The organism is uncultured Salegentibacter sp., from assembly GCF_963972535.1.
Lineage (GTDB): Bacteria > Bacteroidota > Bacteroidia > Flavobacteriales > Flavobacteriaceae > Salegentibacter.
In genome coordinates, this window is the sequence record NZ_CAXAVR010000046.1 from 1 (window position 1) to 19,601 (window position 19,601).

A 19,601-nucleotide genomic window follows, 5' to 3' on the forward strand; every position below is an offset into this window, starting at 1 on the left:
AAATGGGCTTAATAGGTGCCTTCGGAGTAATGTTGGCGTATTTGCTATTGCTTTTTAGGATTGTGATCGTAGCCACAAAAGCCAATACCGTTTTTGGAAAATTACTGGTTATGGGCGTTGGTTTGCCCATAATCTTCCAGGCTTTAATTAATATGGGAGTTGCGGTAGAGTTATTTCCGGTAACAGGACAAACTTTGCCTTTAATAAGTAGCGGGGGAACTTCTATTTGGATGACCTGCATGGCACTGGGAATTATTTTAAGCGTAAGCGCCAAACGTGAAGAAATGAAAGAACGGGAAGAAGCTGAAAAGGAACTGGATAATGAAAATCCGTTAGATATTTTAAGCGAAGCTATATAGAATTTAAAAAAATGAAAAAGGATTTACGTGTAATATTATCTGGAGGCGGTACCGGCGGGCATATTTACCCGGCCATTGCTATTGCCCACGAGATAAAAGTACGTTATCCTGAAGCAGAAATATTGTTTGTTGGTGCCAGTGACAGGATGGAGATGGAGAAAGTACCACAAGCCGGTTACAAGATTGAAGGTCTTTGGATTAGTGGAATTCAGCGAAAGTTAACGATGAGCAATCTAATGTTTCCATTTAAGCTGTTAAGCAGTTTGGCAAAATCCAGAAGAATAATCAGGGAATTCAAACCAGATGTGGTAATTGGAACGGGAGGCTTTGCCAGCGGACCTTTGTTAAAAGTGGCAAACTCGAAGGGCATTCCAAGTCTTATTCAAGAGCAGAATTCCTTTCCGGGAATAACCAATAAAATTTTGGCAAAACAGGCAGATAAGATTTGTGCCGCTTATGAAGAGGTAAAAAGATTTTTTCCTGCTGAAAAAACTGTAATTACCGGTAACCCGGTTAGACAGGATTTATTGAAAATTGACGAAAACAGGGAAAAAGCTCTTGCACATTTTGGTCTTGAAAAAGACAAAAAAGTAGTGCTGGTTTTAGGTGGGAGCCTTGGCGCAAGAAGAATAAATCAATTGGTGGAAGCCAATTTAGAAAGATTTAAAGAAGAAAATATTCAGCTTATCTGGCAAACCGGGAAGCTGTATTTCGAAGAATATAAAAAGTACAATTCAGGTTTGGTGCAAACGCATTTATTTCTGAATGAAATGAATTTGGCTTACGGCGCTGCCGATGTGATTATTTCAAGAGCTGGAGCGGGCACGGTTTCAGAATTAAGTATTGTGGGAAAACCGGTGCTTTTTGTTCCGTCCCCAAATGTAGCTGAAGATCACCAGGCTAAAAATGCAATGGCGGTAGTAAAGAAAAATGCCGCGATGATGTTGAAAGAAAATGAGCTGGATGAAAAATTTGAAACCGAGTTTTTCGCATTAATGGCTTCTGAAGAGAAGCAAAAAGAATTGGGAGAGAATATAAAGAAACTGGCCTTGCCAAATGCAACCGCCAGGATTGTAGACGAAGTAGAAAAATTGATTAAATAAATTATATAAAGACCTCACAGGTTTTCAAAACCTGTGAGGTCTCAAGAAAATAGAATGCAGGATTTAAACCACATACAAAACATTTATTTTATCGGCATTGGCGGTATTGGGATGAGTGCGTTGGCGCGTTACTTTAAATTCCAGGGAAAAAATGTGGCCGGTTACGATAAAACTTCAACTTCACTTACCAGAATGCTGGAAGCTGAAGATATTGTTGTGGTTTACGATGAAAAAATGAAGTTGGTTCCAGCTGAATTTACAGATAAAGAAAATACGCTGGTTGTCTACACACCCGCGGTTCCTGCCGCTCACGAGCAACTGGTTTACTTTAAGAATAATAATTTTAACCTAAAGAAAAGAGCCGCTGTGCTCGGATTAATTTCTAAAGGAAAAACCACTTTAGCGGTAGCTGGAACTCACGGTAAAACTACCACTACGGCAATTTTAGGGCATTTGCTTAAAGAAACCAATGCGAAAGTAACCGGATTCTTAGGTGGAATTAGTGAAGATATTCAAAGCAATTTAATTCTTAAAGGCGACGAAGTTATCGTGGTGGAAGCCGATGAATTCGACAGGTCTTTTCTTCATCTTTCACCAAATATTGCAGCGGTAACCTCTATGGATGCCGATCATTTGGATATTTATGGCAAAAAAGAAGAACTGGAAAATACTTTCAGGCAGTTCGCAAGGCGAGTTCCTGAAAATGGAACTTTATTCGTGAAAAATGGCTTGCCGCTGAATGGAATTACTTTTGGAATTGAAGACAATGCCGATTATTCGGCGCAAAATATAAAGATCGAAAATGGGACCTATCATTTTGATCTAAAAACTCCTAACGGAGTTATTGAAGATTTTAAGTTTAATCTACCCGGCAAACACAATTTGCTAAATGCTATAACCGCCCTGGCGATGGCTATCCAATATGGATCCTCAATCCCCAGGCTAGCCAGGGCGTTATATAGTTTTAAAGGTGTTAAACGTAGATTTTCTTATAAAATTAAGTCAGATAAGCTGGTGCTTATAGACGATTATGCGCATCACCCTGCAGAGATCGCTGCGGTGAACCAGGCGATTAGAGAAATGCATCCTGGCAAGAAGGTTTTAGCAGTTTTTCAGCCGCATTTATTCAGCAGAACGAAAGATTTTGTTGATGATTTTGCTGAAAGTCTGTCTTTATTTGATGAGTTGATGTTGCTGGATATTTACCCGGCGCGAGAACTACCAATTGAAGGAGTTACTTCAAGCTGGCTTTTAGAGAAAATTCAGAATTCAAATAAAAAATTAATTCAGATAGAAAATATTATTGAAGAAATAAAAAGTTCAAATCCCGAAGTAGTGGTGCTTATGGGTGCCGGTAGTATTGGAGAAGAAGTGGAATCTGTAAAAAACGCATTGCAAGATGAAGCATAAACTTAAGTACATAAAACTACCTGTTTTACTGCTTTTAGTGGGCTTTCTATTCGGTTTTGCTGAAAAACGGAATAACAACCGCAAAATAAGTGAAGTAAAAGTGCAATTTGTAACTGGTGAAAACCTCTATGTTACTGAGGAAGCGGTTAATAAGTTGTTGATACAAAATGATGTGGCCGCGGCGGGCATAGACAAAGAAATTTTAGATTTGAATAGGGTAGAGAGCTTGTTGAATAATCACGATATGATAGAAAATGCTGAAGCTTTTTTGAGTCTGGATGGGAAACTCCAAACTAAAATAAGTCAGCGTAAACCCATTGGTAGAATAGTGGGGAATTCTTCATTTTATTTAGACAGGAATGGGCAGGTAATGCCGCTTTCACCATACTATGCTGCACGGGTACCACTGCTTATGGGAGTAGACTCCAGCAACGTAATTACAGCATATCCGCTGGTAGATTATATTCAGAAAGATGAATTTTTAACCCGACATATCACCGGTGTTAAACGTTTGCCCGGAGATAAATTTGAACTGGAAATGAGAAAATTAGACTTTAAGGTGTATTTCGGCAAAGCCAATGATATAGCCTTAAAGTTCAATAATTTTAAAGCATTTTATAAAAAAGCTTTACAAGACGAGAAATTAGAGACCTACAAAAAAGTGAATTTACAATTTGGAGATCAGGTTGTTTGCACTAAAAAGTAAATTATGGAACACAACGAGATAGCCGTAGGATTAGATATTGGTACCACAAAAATTGTGGCCATGATTGGACGTAAGAACGAATATGGAAAGGTAGAGATCGTAGGTATTGGGAAATCCAAAAGCCTTGGTGTGCACCGCGGGGTGGTAAATAATATTACCCAAACTATTCAGTCTATACAGCAGGCTATTCAGGAAGCTGAGGCAGATTCAGGATTAAAAATTAGTGATGTAGTGGTTGGTATTGCCGGCCAGCATATAAGAAGCCTTCAACATAGCGATTATATTACCAGGCCAAACCCCGAAGAGGTGATTGATGCCGATGATATACATAGCCTTTGCAACCAGGTTCACAAATTGGTGATGTTGCCTGGTGAAGAGATTATTCACGTTTTACCTCAGGAATTCAAGGTAGACGGCCAGGCAGAGATCAAGGAACCTATTGGAATGTATGGCGGGAGGTTAGAAGCTAATTTCCACGTAGTGGTTGGCCAGGTTTCTTCCATTAGAAACATTGGAAGATGTGTGAAAAGCGCCGGATTAGAACTTTCGGCAGTGACTTTAGAACCATTGGCTTCAGCTAATGCCGTATTGAGTCAGGAAGAAAAAGAAGCAGGGGTGGCACTTATAGATATAGGTGGTGGTACTACCGATTTAGCCATTTTTAAAGACGGAATAATTAGACATACCGCCGTAATTCCTTTTGGGGGAAATGTAATTACCGAAGACATTAAAGAAGGATGTTCAATTATAGAAAAACAGGCAGAATTGCTTAAGATTAAGTTTGGATCTGCCTGGCCTGGAGAAAATAAAGACAATGAGATTGTTTCCATTCCCGGTTTACGCGGAAGGGAACCTAAGGAAATCACCTTAAAGAACCTTTCAAAAATTATCCACGCTCGTGTAGTTGAAATTATTGAGCAGGTTTACCTGGAAATTAAAAACTACGGGCACGAAGAACAAAAGAAGAAGTTAATTGCCGGAATGGTCTTAACAGGTGGTGGAGCACAGTTGAAGCATATTAAACAACTTGCCGAATATATTACCGGGATGGATACCAGAATTGGATATCCTAACGAGCACCTTGCAGGAAATAACGATACCGAAACTACCAGCCCGGTTTATGCCACAGCGGTAGGATTGGTAATGAATAGCCTGGAACACGGTGAAAAGAAGTTTCAAGAAGAAGTTGTGCTAAAAAGCAAAGAAGAAAGAGAAAGAGAAGAAGAGGAGTTGCAGAAAGATTTTGAGCAAAATCCACCGGAAGGTGAAGATTTGAGGCAGGATCCCGAAGCTTCAAAAAGACCGCCCAAAAAGAGCATTTTTGATAAATGGGCAGAGAAGTTTAAAGATTTTTTAGATAACGCAGAGTAAATACCTCGAGGTAATCCTACGAGGAATAGAATTAAAAAGTAAAAACATTTCAACGTAAGCGTTGAAGCATATTAAATCTCACTTAGTGAGTAAAAGAGAGAACCAGTAAAACAGAATTTATGAGCAGTACAGAATTCGACAACATTGCATTCGATTTGCCAAAGAATCAATCGAACGTCATTAAGGTTATTGGTGTAGGTGGTGGAGGCAGCAATGCTATAAACCACATGTTCCAGTTAGGAATTAAAGGAGTAGATTTCGTGGTTTGCAATACCGATGCACAAGCCCTTGATAATAGTCCCGTTCCTAACAAAATACAATTAGGTGTAAGCCTAACCGAAGGATTAGGAGCGGGTGCTAACCCGTTAATTGGGGAGCAGGCAGCCGTAGAAAGTTTTGATGAAATTAAACAAATGCTTGATGTAAATACCAAGATGGTATTTATCACCGCAGGTATGGGAGGTGGTACCGGTACAGGGGCAGCCCCTGTTATTGCGAAACAGGCAAAAGATATGGATATCCTTACCGTTGGGATCGTGACCATTCCTTTTCAGTTTGAAGGGAAAATGAGGAACGAGCAAGCCCAACTTGGGGTAGAAAAACTTAGAAGTCACGTAGATTCCTTAATCGTGATCAATAATAATAAACTTCGGGAAGTTTATGGGAACCTTGGTTTTAAAGCCGGTTTCTCTAAAGCCGATGAGGTTTTAGCTACCGCTTCAAGGGGTATTGCTGAAGTAATTACCCATCACTACACGCAAAATATTGACCTTAGGGATGCTAAGACGGTATTAAGTAACAGTGGAACAGCAATTATGGGATCGGCCCAGGCCACTGGTGCAACCAGGGCTCAGGATGCTATAAGTAAAGCATTGGATTCTCCTTTATTAAACGATAATAAGATTACCGGTGCCCAAAACGTATTACTGCTAATTGTTTCGGGTGGCGAGGAAATTACTATTGATGAGATTGGAGAAATCAACGACCATATCCAGGCAGAAGCCGGGCACAGCGCCAATATTATTATGGGTGTTGGTGAAGATGAAGCTTTAGATGATGCAATTTCAGTAACAATTATCGCTACGGGGTTTAACGTAGAGCAACAAAACGAAATTGTAAATACCGAAACCAAAAAGATTATCCACACGCTGGAGGATGATCAAAAAGCTGAACAAAAATTAGATCCTAAGAAAAGAGGTTTTTATCCAAAACACAATCAACAGGTTGAAGAACCAAAACAGGAAGAAGAATCAAATACACCGGAGCCTGATAATACCATTGTACACACTTTAGACGATAGTGTAGAAGAAGTAGACGAGGTCGGGAATATTCAGGTAAAGGAAGACGAGCTTTACAAAACGCCAAAATCAGCGCGGGATATGGAAGTTTCTTATGAAGAAATAAATCCTGATGATTTTATCATTAATGATACTTCAGAAGAAATAAAATCTATGGAAGTGAATGAGCCTGAAGAGGTTCAGAATGAAAATGAAGAGCAAATAATGTTCACTTTTGATTTTCCTATAAATCAGGAGAAAAAAGAGGAGCCCAAAAAGGAACAGCCAAAACGGGAAGAGCCTAAAGCTCAAACTCAACAGCCAAAACCAGAGCAAAAGGAAATTAGACATCAGCTTGAAGAAGATGAGTCTAAGAATATTGAAGTGAACGAACCGGTAGAGATCGTACCGGTAACCGAGAGTTCTACTCGTGGAGTGAAACGTTACAGCCTGGACGATTATATGGAATTTGAGCAATCTTTAGACAGGTCTAAACCGCAAACTAAGAAGAAAGAGGAGCCAAAGGATGAAACCATTGCTTTTGAAAAGAAAACGGTAAAACCCGAACCTCAAACTCCTGAAAAGAAGCAGGAAGAAAATGAAGGCGAAGAAGACCCGTTTAATAATCCTATTTCTGAAGTTTTAATTGAGCGTGCTGCCGAGCGTAGGGCGAAAATGAAAGAATTTAATTATAAGTTTAGAAGTAATGCCGCCCAAATTGATGAAATTGAAAAACAACCTGCTTACAAAAGACAGGGTGTAGACCTGGATAAAAATCAACCGGGAGAGGGAAAATTATCGCGCACTACCTTAGGGAAAGACGATAATGATGATCTTCATTTTAGAAGAAATAATTCTTTCTTACACGATAATGTAGACTAACACCAATCTTTTTTATATTACTGTTCATAAAAAAAGGTGCCTCGCAATGGGCACCTTTTTTGATTTATAAAAACCTCTTATTTAAGTTTTCTTCTCGGCTTTAATATCTTCGGTATCCTTTCTTCTTTTAATGAGAGAAATTCCTGAAATAAAGAAAATAAAGCCAATAATGGCCAGCGCCCAGGGACTTAACATAAGGGCAATACTTCCAAAAATTCCCAGAATTCCCATTACCAGTGCAAAAGCACCGCCAACAGTTAAGATAATTCCTAAGACTTTAATCATAACTAAAATGTTTTGGTTAGGAGATTAAAGGTAACCAAATGTTTGAAAATCAAAGCGCGATTAACATTTCTTAAAGAAACGAGCTGAATGTTTAAGGTTTAGAAATCCACTTTTCTATTTCTAAAATTGCATCGGCTTCATCGCCCCAGCCTTTAATTTCTAAAACCTGGGATTTATCGTAATAAGTAAACCAGCTTTCCAGGATCTTAATTGCTTCAGGGTAATTTGAACTGAAGGTTTTATAATCTTCAACATTAATAATTTGATCTTTTATTTGGGCCGGAATAGCAATAACTTTATAATCAAGTTCATTTTCGTCTATTAGCTTAAGCACCGCAATAGGAATAATTTCTATAATACTACCCGTTTTTTGACTTTCGCCAAGTACCAACACGTCTACCGCATCACCATCACCTCCTTTCCTGGGATCGGAAAATGTTGAAGGAATAAACCCGTAGTTCCCGGGGTAAGGCAGAAAGTTTATAATACGATCTTTACCATCTCTTTGGTCTACCAAAAATTTCTTTTTGGTTTTATGGTATTCAATCTTTTTATTGGTTCCCGCCGGGATTTCAATTACTGCCTGGTAATTTCCGTTACTGGCTTTGGTTGGTAATTTCCCCAAATCTTTTGAGGTTTTACAGGCTGAAAAAATTAGAAATAATCCTAAATAAATACCGAAGGGAAGAATTTTCATTTTCTAAATTTTAGTCCCAGTAAATCATAAAATACTTGATCCTGGCCTCGTCTGGAATTTGTGACGCCCTAATTTTGGAATCGGTATCATACCTTAAATCTGAAGGTAGTTCCTTTTTGTCTATAGTGATATAAGCGTTTATCTCATCTAAAAAAACCACTGCCGCGTTAAGGGTATTTTCAATTCTGGAAATATTATAATCTTTCATAATATCTTTAAATGTACTCGCCGTACTTAAGCCGCTTTTGGTTTCATACCTTGGGTCAAGAACTCTTATGTAGCCAATAGTGCTGGTAGAATCAAATTCCTGCAGTGGTTCTAAGATCATTAAGGGTTTGCCTCCTTTTTCAAAAACTTTAATCTCACTGGTAGCCCGAAATTCTTCGGCGCCACTTTTTTGTTTAACAAGAGAATCTTCAGAAAACAGGGAATCTAACTGATTAATTTTAATATCCCGGTTTACTGGCCCCACCTGGTTAGCGGTAATTAAAAAAGGATTGTCTTCATCTTTTTGGCAGGAGGTTAAACCTAAAGTTAAACCAAGAATAAGTAGCAAAGATTTTTTCATTTTTTAGATTGAATATTGATGATATTTATTTTAATAATTTGTTGAGTACGCCCATAACGCCTCTAATAAATGTTGCGCTGGTAAGCACTTTAATTACTGCTCCCTGGGTTTTGCCAGAGGTTTTACGGGAAGTTTTACTACTGGCTTTTTCCCGTTCTAAAGCTTCAGCTTCAGCCTTTTCTTTGGCTTCTTTAGCTTCAGCTTCTTCTATTTTTTTATTTAGAAGTTCGTATGCACTCTCACGATCTATTTCCTCGTTATATTTTGGACGTAATTTAGATTGAAAAATAAGTTCTTCCAGTTCAGTATCAGTTAAAATATCCATCCTGCTCATTGGTGCTCTTAACATGGTGGCAGCAAGGGCAGAAGGTCTTCCTTTCTCGTCTAATGCCGAAACCAGCGCCTCACCAATACCTAACGAGGTAAGCTGGTTTTTGGTATCGTAATATTCAGAAATTGGATAATTTTCAGCCGATAATTTTATCGCTTTTCGGTCTTTGGCGGTAAATGCTCTTAATGCATGCTGAATTTTTAAACCCAGTTGGCCCAATACTTGGGAAGGTACATCGGTGGGGTTTTGAGTGACAAAGTAAAGCCCTACGCCTTTAGACCTAATTAACTTTACAATACTTTCAATTTGATCCAGCAACGCGCCTGAAGCTTCTTTAAAAATAAGATGGGCTTCATCAATAAATAAAACCAGTTTTGGCTTGTCGCTGTCGCCTTCTTCGGGGAAAGTGGTGTAGATCTCTGCGAGTAAACTCAACATAAATGTTGAAAATAACTTCGGCCTATCCTGAATATCGGTAAGCCTCATGATATTTACATAACCGTGGCCATTTTCGTCTTTCCTGGTGAGATCGGTTACGTCAAAAGAACGTTCCCCAAAAAAGCGTTCGGCTCCCTGCTGTTCCAGTGCTACAATTTTTCTAAGAATAGCACCGGTGGATGCGCTGGAGATTCTTCCGTATTCGTTTTCTATATTTTCGCGACCTTCATTGGTAACATACTGTAGCATTTTTTTTAAATCCTTGAGATCTAATAAAGGTAAATGATGATCGTCGCAATATTTAAAAATTATGGCTAAGATGCCTTCCTGAGTTGGGGTAACATCTAAAATTCGTGATAAAAGGATAGGACCAAATTCACTAACCGTTGCTCTTAAGCGAACACCATCCTGTTCTGAAATTGTAAGAAATTCAACGGGTGATTTTGAAGCTTCAAACGGAAAACCTATTTTTTGATGTCTTTCGTGTAGAAATTCTTCTCCGGCCGATGGTTTTGCGATCCCACTAAGGTCTCCTTTTACATCCATCAATAAAACCGGGACACCCTTTTGCGAAAGGTTTTCAGCAAGAATTTGCAATGTTTTAGATTTTCCTGTTCCTGTTGCTCCGGCGATTAATCCGTGGCGGTTCATGGTTTTTAGCGGGATTTTAACCGCCGCATCGGCAAAAGTTTCACCGTCTAGCATTGCCGCACCTAAATGAATAAAATCTCCTTTTGGTTGGTAGGCATTGCGAATATGATCTACAAATTCTTGTTTTTTATCCACGTTTCAAATTTCCTTAAAAATAAGAATTGTTGCGAATAATTGCCGGTTTTCAGTCAATTTACTTTTAAATCTCAGGTTATTTTACGGGATTTTCTAAAAGTTCTATACTTCCGTTTGTAGCGTTTATCTTCGCTTTCAATCCATTAGGAACGGTAATGTTATCGTCAATATGGCCAAACATCGCTCCAGAAAAAGCAGGAATATGTAAAGGTTTTATGTAATGATCCATAACTTCTTCCATCGTTAGAGAACCATAACCTGAGCCGCCGGGATTGCAGCTGGTGCATTTCCCAAAGACAAATCCGCTTATTTTATCCAGAACTCCGCCCAATTGTAACTGGCTCATCATCCTGTCTACAGCATAAATTTGTTCGCCTACATCTTCTAAATACAGGATATTATTTTCCCAGTTTGTAGGAAAATATTCCGATCCCATAATTCCCGTAAGAACCGAAAGATTTCCGCCTATAAGTCGGCCGGTGGCTTCGCCGGGTTGAATAGTTCTAATACGGTTTTTAGTTTGGGCCAGGTTATCACCTTTATCCTTAGGATTTGTAAAAGTGATTTTTTCCTTATCGAATAACAAACGTTTAAAATGATCAAAACTGAAAGAATTCCAGGTAGAAACAGCCAATGGTCCATGATAAGTAACGAGTCCGGTTTTTTCGAAAATGGCCAGGTGTAATGCCGTAATATCGCTATAGCCGATAAAGATTTTTGGATTGTTTTTTATCAATTTATAATCTAATTTATCCAGTATTCTCGCCGCGCCAGATCCTCCACGAAGCGCCATTACGGCCTGAATATCTTCGTCGCGAAACATATTATTGAGTTCTTCGGCCCGTTCTTCATCGGTTCCTGCAAGGTGACCATAGCTGCTTTTTACGAATTTGCCAAATTTTACTTTTAAGCCCATAGCTTCCAGACTTTCTTTAGCAATTTCGTATGGTTCGGTTTCAAAAATAGCGCTAGATGGACTTACAACGCCAACCGTATCGCCTTCTTTTAATCCCTGCGGAATTATCACCGAATTATTTGAAAGCTTAATTTTATCAATTTCAGTAAAATTAGCCAGCGGAAAAGCTAAGCTCCCAATTCCAATATTTTGAATGAATTTTCTACGTTGCATTTATGAAGATTTTGAAGAATTAAAGTTAGTAATTATCCCGAATCTGCAGCAGTACCTTTTCCATTTCAGCCTTTAAAACTGAAGTGGGAACCGTGTAGTTGCTATTCATAAAGCTAAAAATTAGTAGTTTTCCGCTTTTGGTTTTTAGGTATCCGCTAAGGCTGTGATTATTTTTTAAAGTTCCGGTTTTCGCAAAAACATAAGGCTCATCGGCTTTGTAATAATTTTTGATAGTTCCCGAATGTCCGCCGGTGGGTAGCATATCTAATAATTCTTCTTCGGGTACTTCGGCTTTAATTTTCGTTAGTAATTTCACAATGCTTCGGGGAGTAAAAAGGTTATAGCGTGAAAGCCCGGAGCCATCGTACCACATAGGTTCATCGGGAAGATCTTTTAAATGATTTTCTTTCATATATTTTATAGCGATATCAGATTTAAGAGTATCAGATAATTTTCCTGCCGCCATTATTAAAATCTGTTCTGCAATAAAATTATCACTTACTTTCAGCATTTCTTTATACACACTATCGCTGGGAATACTGTAGCGTGTTTTTTGAAGTTTTTGATTTATTTCTGAATTCTGAACCAGGCTAACCGGTTTTTGTAGCGTATCACTTAGAAGTTTCAGGAGAATTTCTGAAGAATATTTAAAGGGTACAGATTGAGAAAAATCTGATTCCTTTTCCTGATTATTGAACTGGAAACTATTCTTAACAATATCACGTCTAAGCCGGGCTGAAACCAGGCTGTCTTTAGAACTAACCAGTGAATCTTTAAAAATTGTAGGGGAAACCAGGGGGAACTCCTTATTTTTTTTAAACTTGAATCCTACCATATTGCCATAAATGGGAAAAGCAGTACGCTCTGCCGAATAGTAGGCGTTATAATCGTCCCAGGCCCAGCCAGGTCCCTGGTGCTTTTCGGTATATGTTGGTGCCACATAGGCCAAATGATTTTCGTTTTTCTTCAAAAATTGAAAAACTGAGGAATTTGGTAAATTTTCATTTAAAAATGATGGGTCTCCTGTAGCTTTAAAATAAAGCGTGTCGTTTTCAATAGAATATTTAAGTGCAGGAATAGAATCTCCCAGAATTTTTAGACCTGCATAAAATGTAAATAATTTGGTGTTGGAGGCCGGGGTGAAATATTTACCGGCATTATGGCTATAAATAGTTTTATTTTCTTCTGGATCTACGAGCATAAATCCTACAAATCCCTGTTCAAAAACCGGAGATTCGGTAAAAATCTTATCTAAAGGCTTGCTTATTTTGCGTGTGGTGGAACATGAGGAAATCGAGATAGTAATTAGGAGGAAAATTACAATTTTTAAGGATAATTTTAAAGAGGGGTAGATTTTCACAATTATAAAATTTTAAACAGGTTTACATATTTTTAAAAAATTAGCACAAAGTTAATTTAATTACCAAGAAGTTAATAAAAGTTTAATTTTTAAGTCAACAAATTTGCCCAGTTTTGGCGCTTTTCGGTATATTTAATTTATAATTCAGAAAACTTTAACACAAAAGGAATGAGAAACAAACTAACAATTATGGCCTTGCTGGCATTTTTCCAGATTACTGGAGTGCTGGCCCAACAAACTGAAGTGACCGGTACGGTTACTGTGGCCAGTGACGGAATGCCTTTGCCAGGGGTAAACGTTTTGGTAAAGGGAACTAATGACGGAACGGTAACTGATATGGATGGGAATTATGCTATTGAAGTTGCTGCAGATGCAGTGCTGGTATTTTCTTCCCTAGGTTTTGAAAACCAGGAACAAGCCATAGAAGGCCGTAGTGTAATTAATGTTGCTATGATCGAAGACATGGAGGGTCTTGATGAAGTAGTAGTAACTTCCCTGGGAATAGAAAGAGAGAAGAAAGCACTGGGTTATGCTGTACAGGAAATACAGGGTGAAGATATTACGAAAACTAATCAGCCTAATATTGTAAGCGCACTGCAAGGACAAACTGCAGGGGTGCAAATTACTAATTCAGGTGGTGCTCCAGGGCAGAGTGCAAGAATAATTATTCGGGGTGTAAACTCTTTAGATCCAAATGCCGATAACCAGCCGTTATTTGTAATTGATGGGGTTCCGGTAGATAACTCTACTACCGAAAGCGGTAGTACACCTCGTGGTTTATCTAACCGTGCTGCAGATATTAACCCGAACGATATAGAATCTATGAACGTACTAAAAGGTGCTGCCGCTACAGCACTTTATGGGGTTAGGGCTGCAAATGGAGCCGTAATTATTACCACTAAAAAAGGTAAAGCAGGAGATGTAAGAATAAATGTAAACAGCTCTATTGGTTTTGAAGAAGTAAATCAATATCCAGAAATTCAGGATGTGTATGGCCAGGGATTTGGTGGCGTTTACGATCCTAATTCTTTTTGGCCAAACTGGGGTCCTTCCATAGATGAAATTAGAGAAATAGATCCTGATGCTCAAATAAATGATATTTGGAGAGATGCCATGAGAACTGGAGTTCAAATAGATAATTCTTTTAATATTTCAGGCGGTAATGAAAAAGCTAATTTTTACGCTTCACTTAATAATTTAGATCAGGAAGGGATTATTCCTTTTAGTGACTGGGGAAGAACTTCTGCAAGATTAAATGGAGAGTTGAAATTTAGTGACCAGTTTAAGGTTGCCGGTAATATGAGTTATACAATTTCCGGTGGTAACCGGGTGCCACACGATAGATTTATGGAACGTATGGTTTATAATACTCCTATGCAGGATATAAATGATTATATAAATGAAGATGGTACTATGAAAAGTATAGGAACCAATACCAATCCTATTTACGATGCACGTTTTAGTACTTTTGAAGACGAAGTAAACCGTATAATTGGTAACCTTAATTTTACTTACAGTCCGTTTGAATGGATGGATGTTAACTACCTAATTGGTACCGATTTCTATACAGATTCCCGAACAGAAATTACGCCGGGGCCATTAGGAATTGAAGGTGAAGTTCCTTTAAGTTCGCAAGGGTTTATAACTGAAACCAGGATAGATAGTAGAGATATAAACTCTAACCTTTTTATTACGCTAAAAAAACAATGGGACGATAAATGGAACACTACTTTACGTGTTGGTAACGATGTTTTTGAACGTGATTATGAAAGAGTAGATGCTACCGGGGAGAATTTTGTAATTCCTCAATTTTATGACCTTAGTTACGCAAGCCAGATTTCAAACTCACAAGATAAGCGTAAGAAAAGGCTGGTGGGGTTATATGGAGACCTTATGGTAGATTATGATGATATGTTATTCTTAAATATTACTGCGAGAAACGACTGGACATCAACTTTACCACAAGGGAATAATTCATTCTTTTATCCATCTGTAAACTTAGGTTTTGCATTTACTGAAGCTTTTGAAATGCCAGAAGTACTTTCTTATGGTAAACTTAGAGCTTCTTATGCTGAAGTTGGTAAAGACACCGATCCTTATAGAATAGGTCAAACCTATACTTCACCGGGTATTTTCCCTTTAGGAGGGGAAGTTGGTTTTACTAGATTTAGCCAATTTGGTGATCTTGGCCTAAAACCTGAAAGAACTACTTCTATAGAATTAGGTACAGATCTTAGATTCTTCGGAAACCGTTTGGGAATTGATTTTACCTGGTATAAGTCTAATAGTAAAGATCAAATTATTCCTGTTCCTGTTTCTGAATCATCAGGATTTTCTACTTTCATAACCAACGCCGGGGAAATAGAAAACCAGGGTGTTGAATTCATAATTACCGGGAATCCTATTAGAACCGAAGATTTTACCTGGAATGTTACTTTGAACGCTGCATATAACCAAAACGAAGTTGTAAGCATTAGAGAAGGTATTGAGCAAATTCAGGTGGGAAGCCAATATGGCTACGCTGGTAGTACCGTAACTATGCAACTTATAGAAGGAGAGGCGTATGGTAATATATTTGGAAGTAGTTATGAAAGATATGGAGCCGATGCAAATAACCTTTTCTTAAATGAAGATTTACCTAAGGTAATTGGGGAAAATGGTTTTCCGGTTAGAAATGGTAATCAGTTAATCTTAGGAAATACCACCCCAAAATGGATTGGTGGTTTAAAAAATGATTTCACCTATAAGAATTTTGACCTTTCTTTCCTTATTGATTTTAGAACCGGTTTAGAACAATATAGCCAATACGATAACTTTTTCTCTGCTTTTGGTATAGCTGAATATACTTTAGATAGAAACGAAACCCGGGTTTTTGAAGGCGTACTTGCCGATGGAACGCCCAATACTCAAGAAGTTTGGTTAGGCCAGGGTGAAGGTCCTGATGGTAGGGATTATGGCGCAGGTTACTATAGAAATAATTATCGTACGGTTAGTGAAAACTTTGTGCACGATGCTTCTTTTATTAAACTACGTAACATTTCCCTTGGGTATAATTTTGGAGATAACGTGTTAGATGCTATTTCTTTCCTTGAAACCGCGAGAGTATCGGTAGCTGCTAATAATATCATCCTTTACACACCCTGGGATGGTTTTGATCCCGAATCTTTTAGTGCCGGTGCCGGTGGGAATGCTACAGGCTTTACAGGACTTGGATATCCGGGCGTGCAAAGCTTGTTTTTTACACTTAACTTAGGTTTATAAAAAATATTGAATATGAAAATTTTAAGAAAAACATATAGTTTTATAGCAATCGCCGGGCTGTTTCTCACATTTACAGCCTGTGAGGATTACCTGGATATAAATGAGAATCCAAATAACCCTACTACTGCTCCTTTGAGCGGATTGATGGTGAATTCTACATTTGAAACTGCTCAAAATACATTTAGAATTGGAAATACAACTTCCAACTATGTACAGTATTTGGCGTCCCCCAACCAGGGAAGTGCCTCTGATGTTATGGATGAACTTAGTTTTAATACCACCTGGTCTTCTTTGTATAATGTAATGACCGATCTTAATGATATGATTCTGGAAGCTAACGAAACAGGCGCTTCCCATTACGAAGGTGCTGGCCAGATTCTAATGGCATTGAATTTAGCCATGACCGTGGATGCTTTTGGAGATGCTCCGTTTAGCGAAAGTTTCAATTTTGAAACCATCACTCCGGCTTACGATGATGATGCAGCTTTGTATAATAGGGTTTTTGAATTACTTGATAATGGAATAGCAAACCTATCGCAAGAAACAGATTTACCCATAGGCTCAGATGATTATATCTATAATGGAGATGCAGATCAATGGATTAAGTTTGGAAATATGCTAAAGGCGCGTTATGCTAATCACTTAAGTAAAACCGATCAATATAATCCTACCGAAATTTTGGCAGCGATTGATGCAGGTTTTGAAAGTAATGAAGATAATGCCGAGGTAGAATATTTTGAAGAAGAATTCAATCCCTGGGCGAATGTGGCTATTAATAACGAAAACCTAATCCTGGGCGGCTGGATTTCTGAACAATTTGTAGAAGCTACCGATGGTACCACCTTTGGTGTAGAAGATCCCCGTTTGCCGTATATGATCGGAACTACTGACGATGGAGAGTATATTGGAGTTCCAAATGGAGAAGGCCGCGGTAGTGCAGCCGAATCTGGTGAGCGTTCTACGCTGGTTCCGGGAGACTTTTATACTTCAGAACAGTCTCCTGTATTAATTGCTACCTACGCAGAACAAAAATTTATTGAAGCCGAAGCAGCTTTTGAAATAGATAAAACACGTTCTTATAATGCCTATCTTGAAGGAATAAGAGCGCATATGAGAATGTTGGGTGTAGAACAATCAGAGATAGATGCCTATGTAAATAGCTCGGCAGTAAGTGTAGGGGAAGATAATTTCACCATAGATCATATTTTTAAAGAAAAATGGGTGGCTATGTTCTTACATCCAGAAGCCTGGGTAGATGCCAGAAGACATGATTATGATTATGAGAATTTTGATCTTCCGGCCAACTTAAACCCAGATCTTAATGGGCAGTTTATTAGAAGATTGCGTTATCCCGATTCTGAAATTGGAAGAAACGGTAGCAATGTTCCAGATGTAACTTTATTAGACAGAATTTTTTGGGACGAATAATCCCTAATTAAAACAATAATTTCAAATCTCCCGGCTTGCCCGGGAGATTTTGGTTTTAAATACTTATAAAATGAGGTATATAATTATAATCTTCACCCTTTTCCTGTTTAGTTGTAAAAGTGCAGATGTTTCAGAAAGGATTATTGATCGTCCAATCATTTTTAATGAAGAACGAAAAGAACTTAGCTTAGAATATCTAAAGGAACGCTACAATTTAGAACAATCTTCTCCAGAAATTACTCCAAAAATGATTGTCTTACACTGGACCGCTATTCCAGATTTAGAAAGTTCTTTTAGAGCATTTAATCCTGTTAAATTACCGGGTGCTAGAGAAGATATTCAGCAAGCCGGTGCTTTAAATGTTTCCGCCCATTTTCTGGTAGACCGTGATGGAACAATTTACCGGTTAATGCCGGAAACTACTATGGCCAGGCACGTAATTGGATTAAACCATGTCGCGATTGGGGTAGAAAATGTTGGCGGCACAAGAGAAACTCCGCTTACCAAAGCTCAACTTAAAGCTAATATTGATTTAGTGAAATATTTAAATGAAAAATATGATATAGAATATTTGCTGGGGCATTACGAATATCCGCAGTTTGAAGGCCATGAGTTATGGCTGGAAAAAGACGAGGGCTACCGAACCCAAAAGACCGATCCTGGAAAAGATTTTATGCAAAAAGTACGTGAAAAAACTAAAAACCTTAATTTTAAACCGGTACCCAAAAATCCTTAAAATGAATTTTAAAAATATAAGCTTGCTGTTGTTTTTGTGCGGTTTTTTTAATGTTTCAGTCAGCTCTGCACAGGAAAAGGAACTTTATAAAGAATTGTATAATTCCTATGAAGATTTCAACGAAGAATCTATTGAAAAGCGCCGGTTCACGCAGGTTGAAATTCAACCTTTAATTGAGAAGTTTAAGGAAAAAGAGAATTTTGAAGTGGCAAAAGTTGGAGAATCTATTGAGGGCAGGCCACTTCAGTTAATTTCAACTGGTGAAGGTGAGGTAGACGTTTTTCTCTGGTCGCAAATGCACGGCGATGAATCTACAGCTACGATGGCTATTTTTGATATTCTTAATTTCCTGGATTCCGAAGCATTTTCAGAAGAAAAAGAGGAAATGTTGAAAAAGGTGAAACTTCATTTTTTACCAATGCTCAATCCTGATGGCGCTCAGCGTTTTCAACGTAGAAATTTATTGGGAGTAGACATTAACCGTGATGCTCTACGTTTACAATCGCCAGAAAGTAAAACTTTAAAAAGAGTGCGGGATAGTCTGGATGCCGATTTTGGTTTTAACCTTCACGATCAAAGCACTTATTATAATGCCGAAAGAACCCCCAAACCAGCAACTATATCATACCTGGCTCCCGCTTATAATTATGAAAAATCTATAAATGATGTTCGGGCCGCGGCAATGCAGGTAATTGTTCAAATGAATAATATTTTTCAGGAATACGCCCCGGGCCAGGTAGGCCGATATAACGACGATTTCGAGCCGCGAGCTTTTGGCGATAATATTCAAAAATGGGGAACCAGCACTATTTTAATTGAATCTGGTGGCTACCCAAATGATCCTGAAAAGCAGGAGATTAGAAAGTTAAATTTCGTTTCAATTCTTGCCGCAGTCTTTTCTATTGCTGAAGAAGATTATAAAAATGTTGAGATATCTGAATACGAGAAAATACCCAATAATGACCGTAAACTTTTTGACCTTAAGCTCACCGGACTTACCTATAAGCTATTGGGAGACGAATATATATTAGATTTGGGAATTAATCAGCGAGAAGTTCAGGACGAAAACCTGAATTATTTTTACGATGGCTATATAGCAGACCGCGGCGATCTTTCTACGTTCTACGGTTATGAAGACCTGGATGCTTCGGGTTTTAAATTAGTAGAAGGAAAAATTTATCCTAAAAGTTTTGAAGATTTAGCTGAGCTTCAGCAGAAAAATATTTCAGAAATACTTCGAGAAGGGTATGCTTATGTCGCTTTAAATGAACTTCCAGAAGAAGATTTTACAGAAATTCCGATTAATATTGTTTCTAAAGAGTTTAAAATTTCAGAAAGTCTTCAGCCTCATTTCTTTCTCGAAAAAGATGGGAAATTAGAATACGCGGTTATTAACGGATTTCTGATTGATCTTTCCGGAGAAAAATTCCAGGTAGAAAATGCGCTTATTTTAGATTAGAAAGTAATTCAGCCA

16 protein-coding genes are annotated in these 19,601 nt (G+C 38.1%); 10 read left to right on the forward strand and 6 right to left on the reverse strand.

Going from position 1 to position 19,601, the window contains the following annotated elements; all coding sequences use genetic code 11:
* The 6 genes from AACZ30_RS07555 to ftsZ all read left to right on the forward strand — a co-directional run.
* Window positions 1-359 (forward strand): FtsW/RodA/SpoVE family cell cycle protein (locus AACZ30_RS07555; protein ID WP_339648610.1); only part of this gene is annotated, 359 nt, incomplete at its 5' end.
* A gap of 11 nt (window positions 360-370) precedes the next feature.
* Window positions 371-1,462, forward strand: coding sequence for an undecaprenyldiphospho-muramoylpentapeptide beta-N-acetylglucosaminyltransferase (gene murG, locus AACZ30_RS07560; protein WP_339648611.1), 1,092 nt, complete (start codon window positions 371-373; stop codon window positions 1,460-1,462).
* Between the two features lie 54 nt (window positions 1,463-1,516).
* Window positions 1,517-2,872 (forward strand): UDP-N-acetylmuramate--L-alanine ligase, encoded by a 1,356-nt coding sequence (gene murC / locus AACZ30_RS07565; RefSeq protein WP_339648625.1) that lies wholly within the window; start codon window positions 1,517-1,519, stop codon window positions 2,870-2,872.
* Window positions 2,862-3,578 (forward strand): hypothetical protein, encoded by a 717-nt coding sequence (locus AACZ30_RS07570; protein WP_339648613.1) that lies wholly within the window; start codon window positions 2,862-2,864, stop codon window positions 3,576-3,578. The genes murC and AACZ30_RS07570 overlap by 11 nt, the downstream gene beginning before the upstream one ends.
* Window positions 3,579-3,581: 3 nt before the next feature.
* A complete protein-coding gene (gene ftsA, locus AACZ30_RS07575; protein WP_075324900.1) occupies window positions 3,582-4,949 on the forward strand; it encodes a cell division protein FtsA in 1,368 nt (455 codons plus the stop codon).
* 119 nt (window positions 4,950-5,068) lie between these two features.
* Window positions 5,069-7,108: a cell division protein FtsZ gene (gene ftsZ, locus AACZ30_RS07580; protein WP_339648614.1), complete on the forward strand. Its 2,040-nt coding sequence runs from the start codon at window positions 5,069-5,071 to the stop codon at window positions 7,106-7,108.
* Window positions 7,109-7,189: 81 nt separating this feature from the next.
* Here the strand turns inward: ftsZ and AACZ30_RS07585 are convergent, their stop codons facing one another.
* The 6 genes from AACZ30_RS07585 to dacB form a co-directional block, all read right to left on the reverse strand.
* Window positions 7,190-7,393: a hypothetical protein gene (locus AACZ30_RS07585; RefSeq protein WP_339648615.1), complete on the reverse strand. Its 204-nt coding sequence runs from the start codon at window positions 7,391-7,393 to the stop codon at window positions 7,190-7,192.
* A 91-nt stretch (window positions 7,394-7,484) separates the two neighbouring features.
* Window positions 7,485-8,090 (reverse strand): inorganic diphosphatase, encoded by a 606-nt coding sequence (locus AACZ30_RS07590; protein ID WP_339648617.1) that lies wholly within the window; start codon window positions 8,088-8,090, stop codon window positions 7,485-7,487.
* Between the two features lie 10 nt (window positions 8,091-8,100).
* A complete protein-coding gene (locus AACZ30_RS07595) occupies window positions 8,101-8,658 on the reverse strand; it encodes a hypothetical protein (RefSeq protein WP_075324896.1) in 558 nt (185 codons plus the stop codon).
* A gap of 25 nt (window positions 8,659-8,683) precedes the next feature.
* Window positions 8,684-10,213 carry a helicase HerA-like domain-containing protein gene (locus AACZ30_RS07600; protein WP_339648618.1) on the reverse strand — a complete coding sequence of 510 codons (1,530 nt, stop codon included), beginning with the start codon at window positions 10,211-10,213 and terminating at the stop codon, window positions 8,684-8,686.
* A gap of 76 nt (window positions 10,214-10,289) precedes the next feature.
* Complete coding sequence (locus AACZ30_RS07605; protein WP_339648619.1) at window positions 10,290-11,342, reverse strand: LD-carboxypeptidase; 1,053 nt, start codon at window positions 11,340-11,342, stop codon at window positions 10,290-10,292.
* A 25-nt stretch (window positions 11,343-11,367) separates the two neighbouring features.
* Window positions 11,368-12,702: a D-alanyl-D-alanine carboxypeptidase/D-alanyl-D-alanine-endopeptidase gene (dacB, locus tag AACZ30_RS07610; RefSeq protein WP_339648621.1), complete on the reverse strand. Its 1,335-nt coding sequence runs from the start codon at window positions 12,700-12,702 to the stop codon at window positions 11,368-11,370.
* Window positions 12,703-12,870: 168 nt separating this feature from the next.
* On the opposite strand from dacB, the gene AACZ30_RS07615 reads away from it, so the two are divergent.
* The 4 genes from AACZ30_RS07615 to AACZ30_RS07630 all read left to right on the forward strand — a co-directional run bounded on the left by AACZ30_RS07615 (window position 12,871) and on the right by AACZ30_RS07630 (window position 19,586).
* Window positions 12,871-15,963: a SusC/RagA family TonB-linked outer membrane protein gene (locus AACZ30_RS07615; protein WP_075324892.1), complete on the forward strand. Its 3,093-nt coding sequence runs from the start codon at window positions 12,871-12,873 to the stop codon at window positions 15,961-15,963.
* A gap of 12 nt (window positions 15,964-15,975) precedes the next feature.
* Window positions 15,976-17,391: a SusD/RagB family nutrient-binding outer membrane lipoprotein gene (locus tag AACZ30_RS07620; protein WP_339648623.1), complete on the forward strand. Its 1,416-nt coding sequence runs from the start codon at window positions 15,976-15,978 to the stop codon at window positions 17,389-17,391.
* Window positions 17,392-17,461: 70 nt separating this feature from the next.
* A complete protein-coding gene (locus AACZ30_RS07625; protein WP_075324890.1) occupies window positions 17,462-18,127 on the forward strand; it encodes a peptidoglycan recognition family protein in 666 nt (221 codons plus the stop codon).
* A 1-nt stretch (window position 18,128) separates the two neighbouring features.
* Entirely contained in the window at window positions 18,129-19,586 is a 1,458-nt protein-coding gene (locus tag AACZ30_RS07630) for a M14 metallopeptidase family protein (protein ID WP_339648624.1), read from the forward strand.
* The last annotated feature ends 15 nt before the right edge of the window (window positions 19,587-19,601 follow it).

Excerpts from the sequence above, each read along its gene's own strand:
- murG (WP_339648611.1), top strand. The coding sequence starts at position 371 with ATGAAAAAGGATTTACGTGTAATATTATCTGGAGGCGGTACCGGCGGG.
- murC (WP_339648625.1), top strand. The coding sequence starts at position 1,517 with ATGCAGGATTTAAACCACATACAAAACATTTATTTTATCGGCATTGGC.
- AACZ30_RS07570 (WP_339648613.1), top strand. The coding sequence starts at position 2,862 with ATGAAGCATAAACTTAAGTACATAAAACTACCTGTTTTACTGCTTTTA.
- ftsA (WP_075324900.1), top strand. The coding sequence starts at position 3,582 with ATGGAACACAACGAGATAGCCGTAGGATTAGATATTGGTACCACAAAA.
- ftsZ (WP_339648614.1), top strand. The coding sequence starts at position 5,069 with ATGAGCAGTACAGAATTCGACAACATTGCATTCGATTTGCCAAAGAAT.
- AACZ30_RS07585 (WP_339648615.1), bottom strand. The coding sequence starts at position 7,393 with ATGATTAAAGTCTTAGGAATTATCTTAACTGTTGGCGGTGCTTTTGCA.
- AACZ30_RS07590 (WP_339648617.1), bottom strand. The coding sequence starts at position 8,090 with ATGAAAATTCTTCCCTTCGGTATTTATTTAGGATTATTTCTAATTTTT.
- AACZ30_RS07595 (WP_075324896.1), bottom strand. The coding sequence starts at position 8,658 with ATGAAAAAATCTTTGCTACTTATTCTTGGTTTAACTTTAGGTTTAACC.
- AACZ30_RS07605 (WP_339648619.1), bottom strand. The coding sequence starts at position 11,342 with ATGCAACGTAGAAAATTCATTCAAAATATTGGAATTGGGAGCTTAGCT.
- AACZ30_RS07615 (WP_075324892.1), top strand. The coding sequence starts at position 12,871 with ATGAGAAACAAACTAACAATTATGGCCTTGCTGGCATTTTTCCAGATT.
- AACZ30_RS07620 (WP_339648623.1), top strand. The coding sequence starts at position 15,976 with ATGAAAATTTTAAGAAAAACATATAGTTTTATAGCAATCGCCGGGCTG.
- AACZ30_RS07625 (WP_075324890.1), top strand. The coding sequence starts at position 17,462 with ATGAGGTATATAATTATAATCTTCACCCTTTTCCTGTTTAGTTGTAAA.
- AACZ30_RS07630 (WP_339648624.1), top strand. The coding sequence starts at position 18,129 with ATGAATTTTAAAAATATAAGCTTGCTGTTGTTTTTGTGCGGTTTTTTT.